The sequence below is a fragment of the Streptomyces sp. HSW2009 genome (assembly GCF_040240285.1).
Classification (GTDB): Bacteria; Actinomycetota; Actinomycetes; order Streptomycetales; family Streptomycetaceae; genus Streptomyces.
Map to the genome: position 1 here is coordinate 1 of NZ_JBEHZD010000342.1, position 8,786 is coordinate 8,786.

Annotated in this window: 5 protein-coding genes and 1 pseudogene; all 6 read left to right on the forward strand. The window is 74.9% G+C overall.

Annotation, left to right across the window (positions count from 1 at the left end):
• The first annotated feature begins 207 nt into the window (after window positions 1-207).
• The 6 genes and pseudogenes from AAHZ94_RS22630 to AAHZ94_RS22655 all read left to right on the forward strand — a co-directional run bounded on the left by AAHZ94_RS22630 (window position 208) and on the right by AAHZ94_RS22655 (window position 8,556).
• A complete protein-coding gene (locus tag AAHZ94_RS22630) occupies window positions 208-1,995 on the forward strand; it encodes an FAD-dependent oxidoreductase (protein ID WP_349994814.1) in 1,788 nt (595 codons plus the stop codon).
• Between the two features lie 167 nt (window positions 1,996-2,162).
• Window positions 2,163-3,044, forward strand: a pseudogene (locus AAHZ94_RS22635) (dihydrodipicolinate synthase family protein); the annotation flags it as partial.
• 197 nt (window positions 3,045-3,241) lie between these two features.
• Window positions 3,242-4,294, forward strand: a complete 1,053-nt coding sequence (locus tag AAHZ94_RS22640; protein WP_349994816.1) for a proline racemase family protein — start codon at window positions 3,242-3,244, stop codon at window positions 4,292-4,294.
• 245 nt (window positions 4,295-4,539) lie between these two features.
• Window positions 4,540-5,226, forward strand: coding sequence for a hypothetical protein (locus AAHZ94_RS22645; RefSeq protein ID WP_349994817.1), 687 nt, complete (start codon window positions 4,540-4,542; stop codon window positions 5,224-5,226).
• Window positions 5,227-5,494: 268 nt separating this feature from the next.
• Window positions 5,495-7,159 carry a urocanate hydratase gene (gene hutU, locus AAHZ94_RS22650; RefSeq protein ID WP_349994818.1) on the forward strand — a complete coding sequence of 555 codons (1,665 nt, stop codon included), beginning with the start codon at window positions 5,495-5,497 and terminating at the stop codon, window positions 7,157-7,159.
• A 191-nt stretch (window positions 7,160-7,350) separates the two neighbouring features.
• On the forward strand, window positions 7,351-8,556 hold the full coding sequence (locus AAHZ94_RS22655; protein ID WP_349994819.1) for an allantoate amidohydrolase: 1,206 nt from the start codon (window positions 7,351-7,353) through the stop codon (window positions 8,554-8,556).
• Window positions 8,557-8,786: the final 230 nt, after the last annotated feature.

Below are 8,786 nucleotides of genomic sequence, written 5' to 3' on the forward strand. Positions count from 1 at the left end.
CAGACGTCACCACCACCAACCGCGAACCACCCAACAACGGCTCACCCAACCACTCCCCCACCACACCCAACACACCCACCCCCACACCCCCACCCCCCCCCCCACCCGGCGGCGCGGCGGGGGGCGGGGCCGGGGCGGGCCCCGGGCCCGGAGCGGACCCCGAGCCGGCCCGGCCAACCGGCCCCCGCCCCACGCCCTTCCCCCGCCGTGCACCTCTCCCGACCAGCCCCCGCCCCGGGGCGTACCCACCCCACCGCCGCAGCGCTCCGCCTCGCACGGGCCGTCGCCGCGCAGCCCGCGATCGACCACCTGCCGCACACCACCGCCTGGGCCGTGGAGCGCGGGCCGGTCGCGGCCGACGGATCGGCGCCCCACCTCGTGCACGTACTGACCGGCCCGGCGGACGGGCGCCGCAGGCCCGCGACGCTCGTCGCCGATGCGCTGGTGCTCTGCCCGGGCGCGTACGACCGTACGGTGCCGTTCCCCGGGTGGGACCTGCCCGGCGTGGTGACGGCGGGTGCCGCGCAGGCGATGGCCAAGGGGCAGCGGGTGGCGGTCGGGAAGCGCGTGGTGGTTTCGGGCACCGGGCCCTTCCTGCTGCCGGTGGCGACCGCGCTGCTGGATGTCGGGGCGCGGGTGGTCGGCGTCTTCGAGGCCGGTTCGCCGGCCGGCTGGCTCCGCTCGCCGTACGCCGCACTCCGCGACGGCCGCCGCAAGCTCCCCGAACTCGCGCACTACGCCGCGGTGTTGGCCCGCCACCGGGTCCCGTACCGCACCCGGTCCGCGGTCGTCGCGGCGCACGGCGACGACCGGGTGCGGGCGGTGACCGTCGCCCGGCTGACGCCCGACTGGCGGGTGCGGCCCGGCGGGCTGCGGCGCATCGGCGGGGTGGACGCGGTGTGCGTGGGCCACGGGTTCACGCCGCAGCTCGAACTGGCCGTCGCCGCGGGCTGCGCACTGCGCGACGGACCCGACGGCACGCCGCGCGTCGTGGTGCGCGCCGACCAGCGCACGACGGTGGCCGGGGTGTACGCGGCGGGCGAGCTCACGGGCATCGGTGGGGCTGAACTCGCCGCTGCGGAAGGGGAGTTGGCGGGTGTGCTGGCCGCGACCTGGCTCGGGCGGCGCGGTACGGACCCGGCGCAGATCGCCCGGCTGCGCCGCCGCATCGCCTCGGGCCGCCGGTTCGCCGACGCGCTCGCCCGGGCCCATCCGGTCGGCCCCGGCTGGCAGACCTGGCTGCGCGGCGACACCCTCGTCTGCCGCTGCGAGGAGGTCACGTACGACGCGCTGCGCGCCGCCGTCACCGAACGGCACGTCGACGGCGCCCGCGCCCTCAAGCTGACCTGCCGGGCGGGGCTCGGGGCTTGCCAGGGGCGGACGTGTGGGCGTGCGGTCGTGGAGTTGGCTGCGGCGTTGCTGCCGCCCCAGCCTTGGTCTGGGTCCCGGTCCGGGATCTCTGAGTCTCAGCCTTGGTCTGGGTCTGGGTCCGGGTCTGGGTCCGGGTCCGGGTCCTCCGAGTCTCAGCCTCGGTCTGGGTCCCGGTCCGGGTCCTCCGAGTCCCAGCCTCAGCCTGAGTCCCAGCCCCGGTCCTCCGGGCCCCGGCCCCCAGCCCCAGACGTGTACCCCGGCTCGACTTCGGCCCCAACCCCAGCCCCAGGCGCGTGCGCGGGCGCCACCGCGGAGTGGACCCCGCCCCCACCGGGCGGGTCGCCGGCCGCGGCGCCGGATTCCGCCCCAGCCCCAACCTCAGCCACGGGCGCGTACCCGGGCGCCACCGCGGAGCGAACCCCACCAGGCGGGTCTCGGCCCCCGGATTCGGCCCCCGCCCCGCCCCCGGAGCCCAGTGCCAACGCCCCCCGTACGCTCCACGACCGCCACGCCGTCGACGGCCGTCCCATCGCCCAGCCGATCCGCCTCGGTGATCTGGCCGCGCTCCCGGACCCGCCCGCGCCGCCCCGCACCGTCGCATCCCCGCCAGTCCCGGACGCGTAAGGGAGATCCGCATGACGCACGAGCACGAGCACGTCACCGAGCCCGCACCCGAGTCCGCACCGCCCGGTCCCTCGGTCGCGGGCCCGCCGCCGGCCCTCGCCGAAACTGCGACCTCGACCCCACCCCAAGCGGCACAAGCCGCACCCCGCAAGCCGCACGCCGAGCGGCTGACCGGTGTGGTCGTCGCCACCGCGCTGCCGTACGCCGAGGACCCGGCCGCCCCCGCCGGCCTGCGGCCCGATCTCGACCGGTACGCCGAGCACTGTCGATGGCTGGTGGACAGCGGCTGTCACGGGGTGGGCCCGAACGGTTCGCTCGGCGAGTACTCCTCGCTCACCGACGCCGAACGGCGCGCGGTCGCCCGTACGGCCGTCGCCGCCGTCGGGCACGACGCGCTGGTGGTCGTCGGCGTGCACGGGGTGGGCGCGCACCAGGCCAGGCGGTGGGCGGAGTACGCGGCGGAGGACGGGGCCGACGGGGTGTTGTGCCTGCCGCCGACGCTCTACCGGGCCAACACCGCCGAGGTCGTGCACCACTTCGCGCAGGTGGCGGCCGTCGGGCTGCCCGTCATGGTCTACAACAACCCGCTCGACACCAAGGTGGACCTCACCCCGGAGATGGTCCGGGAGATCGCCGCGCTCGATCACGTGGTGGCGGTCAAGGAGTTCTCCGGCGACGTGCGCCGGGTGCGGCACATCAAGGAGTGCGCACCCGACCTGGCGCTGATCGCCGGCGCCGACGACCTGGTGGTCGAGTCGCTGCTGATGGGCGCCGACGGCTGGTTCGCCGGCTTCCCGAACGTCTTCCCCGCCGCCTCCGTCCGCCTCTTCGAACTCGCCACGGCGGGCGACGTGGCCGCGGCGCGGGCCTGGTACGAACCGCTCGTCGCCGCCTTCCGCTGGGACTCGCGCACCGAGTTCGTGCAGGCCATCAAGCGTGCGATGGACCTGGTCGGACGGTACGGCGGGCCGTGCAGGCCGCCCCGCGGGCCGCTGTCGGACGCGGACCTGGCGGCACTGGACGCGGACGTGCGGCGCGCGGTCGACGCGCTCGCCGAACTGACCGCCGGCGCGGCAGCGGGGGCCGGCACCCGCGGGGGCCCGGCGCCGGCCGGAGCGTCGTACGCGGGCGCGCGGTCGAGCGCCGGACCCGCGCAGGCCGGACCCGCGTGGGTCGGGGCGCCGCTCGGCGGCGGGCGCGGCGGGCGCGGCGAACGCAGCGGGCGCGGAGAGCGTGGCGAGCGCTGATGCGCGCCACGCGCTGCTTCAGCGCGGTCGACTCGCACACGGAGGGCATGCCGACCCGCGTCATCACCGGCGGCATCGGGCGACTACCAGGCGACACCATGGCCGAACGCCGCCTCCACTTCATCCAACACCAGGACTGGATACGGCAGTTGCTGGTCAACGAGCCACGCGGGCACTCCGCCATGAGCGGCGCCATCCTCCAGCCGCCGACCCGGCAGGACGCCGACTGGGGCGTCCTCTACATCGAGGTCTCCGGCTGTCTGCCGATGTGCGGGCACGGCACCATCGGGGTGGCGACGGTGCTGGTCGAGACGGGCATGGTGGAGGTGGTCGAGCCGGTCACGACGGTGCGGCTCGACACCCCGGCCGGCCTGGTGGAGGCGCGGGTCGCGGTGCGCGACGGCCGGGCGGAGCGGGTGACGCTGCACAACGTCGCCTCCTACGCCCACGAGTTGGACGCGGCCGTCGACGTGCCCGGCATCGGCCGGGTCCGCTACGACATGGCGTACGGCGGCAACTTCTACGCCATCACCCCGCTGGACGGCCTCGGCATCCCCTTCGACCGCCGGCACAAGGACGCCGTGCTCGCGGCGGGGCTCGCCGTGATGGCCGCGGTCAACGACCAGCGCCGCCCCGTCCACCCCACCGACCCGAACATCGCCGGCTGCCGCCACGTCCAGTTCACGGCCCCGCCGGGTGGCCCCGCGCGCACCACCGGCCACGCGGAGGATGGTGGCGGCCCCACGGGCCCCGCCAGTCACGCGCGCAACGCGATGGTGATCCACCCCGGCTGGTTCGACCGCTCCCCGTGCGGGACGGGCACCAGCGCGCGGATGGCCCAACTGCACGCCCGCGGCGAACTCCCGCTCCACCAGGACTTCGTCAACGAATCCTTCATCGGCACCCGCTTCACCGGCCGCCTGATCGGCGTCGACCGCGTCGGCGACCGCCCGGCGGTCCTCCCCACGGTCACCGGCCGCGCCTGGATCACCGGCATGGGCCAGTACCTCCTCGACCCCACCGACCCCTTCCCCGCAGGTTTCGTGCTGTAGCGGTGCCCGTACGGAGCGGCTCCACCCGGGCCGCTCTCGTACGGGCCATCGCCGTACGGGCCTTTCTCGTACGGGGGCTTCTGCACGGGGACTTCCGTACGGGCCTGGCCCCGGCCGTGGTGTCGTCCTGTGGTCGTACGCGGCTCAGCCGCGTGAATGAGTACACGTCAATCCCGTGACGGACGCCGTGCCCCCACCCCGCGTGTCAAGGTCAATGACGTCGGGTCACAACGGGGAGGACGCTCATGAAGACGCAGGTCAGGGCCGCAGAATCGACCATGTCAGCGACCGCGGCGGCAGCCGTGGCGGAGGCGCCGGTGGGTACGTCGGTGGGTGCGACGGCGAGCGCGCCGGCCGATCGTGGACGCGTCGACCACGGACTTCTCGACCGCGGGCCCGTCGAGAAGTCCGCCCCCCGCTGGGCGGTCCGGGTGGCGCACGCCATCCCGTTGTGCACGCTGCCGTCCGGCCTGTGGCGCGTCGCGCTCGTACTCGGGTTGGCCGGCGACGACAGCGGCTACCAGTGGTCGGCGTGGGAACGCCCGTACGTGCTCGGCCTCTCCGTGGTCGCCGAAGTGCTCGCGCTGCTCGCCCTCGGGCTGGTGCGGCCGTGGGGCGAGGTCGTGCCGCGGTGGGTGCCGTGGTTGCGCGGCCGGCGGATTCCGACGCTGGCCGCGGTCATCCCGGCCGCGATCGGGGCGACGCTGCTGACGCTGATCGTCCTGTACGCCGTGCTGAACCAGATCTTCAACTTCGTGCAGCCGCTGAACGACACCGGCGAGGGCTTCTCCTTCAGCGGCCCGGCGGCCTGGGCGATGTGGACGGCGTACGCCCCGCTCGTCGCCTGGGGGCCGCTCCTGGCGATCGTCACCGTCGCGTACTACCGGCGCCGCCGCGCGAACGAGGCCCTGACCGCCGCCCCGCGCGCCTGAGCCCCGCGGCGCGCCCCGCCGAAGCCGGCGGGACTCGTCGGACCCGGCCCGGCTCGCCGGAGTCAGCCCGCTCCGGCCGGGACCCCCACCCGATCCGGCCGCCAAACGTGGCCGGGTGTCCTGTTGACTACGACTATTCATCACTGGACTATGTGAATGATCTAATCCAAACCGCATCCGAATCCGCCGCGGATCATGCACCACCGCACCACCGCGTCAGCGGATCACGCACCACCGCACCACCCGTCGAGCCAGGGAGGCAGCACCCATGTCGGGACCGCGACCCGTACGAGCACCGCGCGGCACTGAGCTGAGCGCGTTGGGATGGCAGCAGGAAGCCGCCCTGCGGATGCTCCAGAACAACCTCGATCCCGAGGTCGCCGAGCACCCCGACAAGCTCGTCGTCTACGGCGGCACCGGCAAGGCCGCCCGCGACTGGCGCTCCTTCGACGCCATGGTGCGCACCCTCACCACGCTGCGGCAGGACGAGACCATGCTGGTCCAGTCCGGCCGTCCGGTCGGCGTGATGCAGACCCACGAGTGGGCGCCGCGCGTCCTGATCGCCAACTCCCACCTGGTCGGCGACTGGGCCAACTGGGAGGAGTTCCGCCGCCTGGAGGCCCTCGGGCTGACCATGTACGGGCAGATGACCGCGGGTTCCTGGATCTACATCGGCACCCAGGGCATCCTCCAGGGCACGTACGAGACCTTTGCCGCGGTGGCCGCCAAGAAGTTCGGCGGCACGCTGGCCGGCACCATCACGCTGACCGCCGGGCTCGGCGGCATGGGCGGCGCGCAGCCGCTGGCCGTCACCATGAACGGCGGCGTGGTCATCTGCATCGACTGCGACCCGCGCGCCATCGACCGCCGCATCGAGCACCGCTACCTGGACGTGAAGGCCGACAGCACGGCGCACGCCCTCGCCCTGGCCACCGAGGCCCGCGACGCCCGCAAGCCGCTCTCCATCGGTGTGCTCGGCAACGCCGCCGAGCTCCTCCCCGAGCTGTTGGCCGCCGGCGCGCCCATCGACATCGTCACCGACCAGACCAGCGCCCACGACCCGCTGGCGTACCTGCCGGTGGGCGTGGACTTCGCCGACATGGCCTCGTACGCGGCGGACAAGCCGGCCGACTTCACGGTCCGCGCCCGCGAGTCGATGGCCCAGCACGTGGCGGCCATGGTCGGCTTCCAGGACGCCGGCGCCGAGGTCTTCGACTACGGCAACTCCATCCGCGGCGAGGCCCAACTCGCCGGCTACGAGCGCGCGTTCGACTTCCCCGGCTTTGTGCCCGCGTACATCAGGCCGCTGTTCTGCGAGGGCAAGGGCCCCTTCCGGTGGGCGGCGCTCTCCGGCGACCCGAAGGACATCGCGGCCACCGACAAGGCCATCCTGGAGCTGTTCCCGGAGAACGAGTCGCTGGCCCGCTGGATCAAGCTGGCCGGCGAACGCGTGCACTTCCAGGGCCTGCCCGCGCGCATCTGTTGGCTCGGCTACGGCGAGCGCGACCGCGCCGGCGAGCGGTTCAACGAGATGGTCGCCGACGGCACGCTCCAGGCGCCACTGGCCATCGGCCGCGACCACCTGGACTGCGGCTCGGTCGCCTCCCCGTACCGGGAGACCGAGGGCATGATCGACGGCTCGGACGCCATCGCCGACTGGCCGATGCTCAACGCCATGGTCAACGTCGCCTCCGGCGCCTCCTGGGTGTCGCTGCACCACGGCGGCGGCGTCGGCATGGGCCGCTCGCTCCACGCCGGCCAGGTCACGGTCGCCGACGGCACGCCGCTCGCCGGCGAGAAGATCCGCCGCGTGCTCACCAACGACCCGGGCATGGGCGTCATCCGGCACGTGGACGCCGGCTACGACATCGCCGAACGCGTCGCCGAAGAGCGCTCCGTCCGCGTCCCGATGCGCGAGGGCGACCCGTCGTGACGGCACCCGAACCCAGCACGGAACCCGGGAGTGGGGCCGGCGCCGGGACCGGTACGGAACGTGGCAGCGGGGCCAGCAGCGGGGCCGGTACGGAGCGCGGCAGTCGGCCCGGCGCGGAGTCCGGCAGCGAGGTGGGCGCGGAGTCCGGCTCCGGGCCGGCCCCGGCGGTCAACCCGCCCTCCTTCCACGAGATGTGGCGCGACCTGCGCCCGATCGGCCGGCACGCGGACAGCGGCGGCTACCGGCGGTACGCCTGGAACGGGGCCGACGCCGACTGCCGCGCCTGGTTCCAGGCGCAGGCCACGGCCCGCGGCTTGGCCTACGAGCGGGACCGCAACGGCAACCAGTGGGCCTGGCTCGGCGCCCGCGGCTACCGGGACGTGGCGCCGGGCGAGGCCGTCGTCACCGGCTCCCACCTGGACTCCGTCCCCGACGGCGGCGCCTTCGACGGGCCGCTCGGCGTCGTCTCCTCCTTCGCCGCGCTCGACGAACTCCGCCGCCGCGGCGCGGCCTTCAGCAAGCCGCTGGCCATCGTCAACTTCGGCGACGAGGAGGGCGCCCGCTTCGGTCTGGCCTGCGTGGGCTCCCGGCTGGCCGCGGGCAAGCTGACCGTGGACGCGGCCCACCGGCTCACCGACGCCGACGGCATCACGCTGCCGCAGGCGATGGAGCGCGCCGGGTACGACCCGGAGGCGATCGGCCCCGACGCCGAACGCCTCGCCACCATCGGCGCCTTCGTCGAACTCCACGTCGAACAGGGCCGGGCCCTCGACCTGTCGGGCGACCCGGTCGGCATCGCCTCCGCCATCTGGCCGCACGGCCGCTGGCGGTTCGACTTCCAGGGCGAGGCCAACCACGCCGGCACCACCCGCATCGACGACCGCCGCGACCCGATGCTCACCTACGCCAACACCGTCCTCGCCGCCCGCAAGAAGGCCCGCCTCGCCGGCGCCCTGGCCACCTTCGGCAAGGTCAGCGTCGAACCCAACGGCGTCAACGCCATCCCCTCGCTGGTCCGCGGCTGGCTGGACTCCCGCGCCGCCGACCAGGGCACGCTGGACGCGGTCGTCGCCGAGATCGAACGCGCGGCCGTCGAACGCGGCGACCGCGACGGCGTACGCGTCCACGTCACCCGCGAGTCCTTCACCCCTGTCGTCGAGTTCGAGCACGCCCTACGGGACGAACTCGGCCGCATCCTCGGCGGCGGCATCCCGGTGCTGGGCACCGGCGCCGGCCACGACGCGGGCATCCTCTCCGGCACCATCCCCACCGCCATGCTCTTCGTCCGCAACCCCACCGGCGTCTCCCACTCCCCGGCCGAACACGCCGCCGAGGACGACTGCGTCGCCGGCGTCCACGCCCTGGCCGACGTACTGGAGGGCCTCGCGTGCGCGTGACGTACTGGGCCGAACACGCCTGGCTCAACCCGACCCCTGCCCCCGCCCCGGGCGCGGGGTTGGGGGCAGGGGCTGGGGCTGGGGCCGGCGCGACTGCGGACCCCGGCGCGGGCGCGACTGCGGGCTCCGGCGCGGGTGTAGGAGTCGGCTCGGGTGTCGGCGTGGGGGCCAGCACGGGCGCGACCGCAGGTCCCGGCGCGACGCCGAGCCCCGGCGCGGGCGCAGGGGCC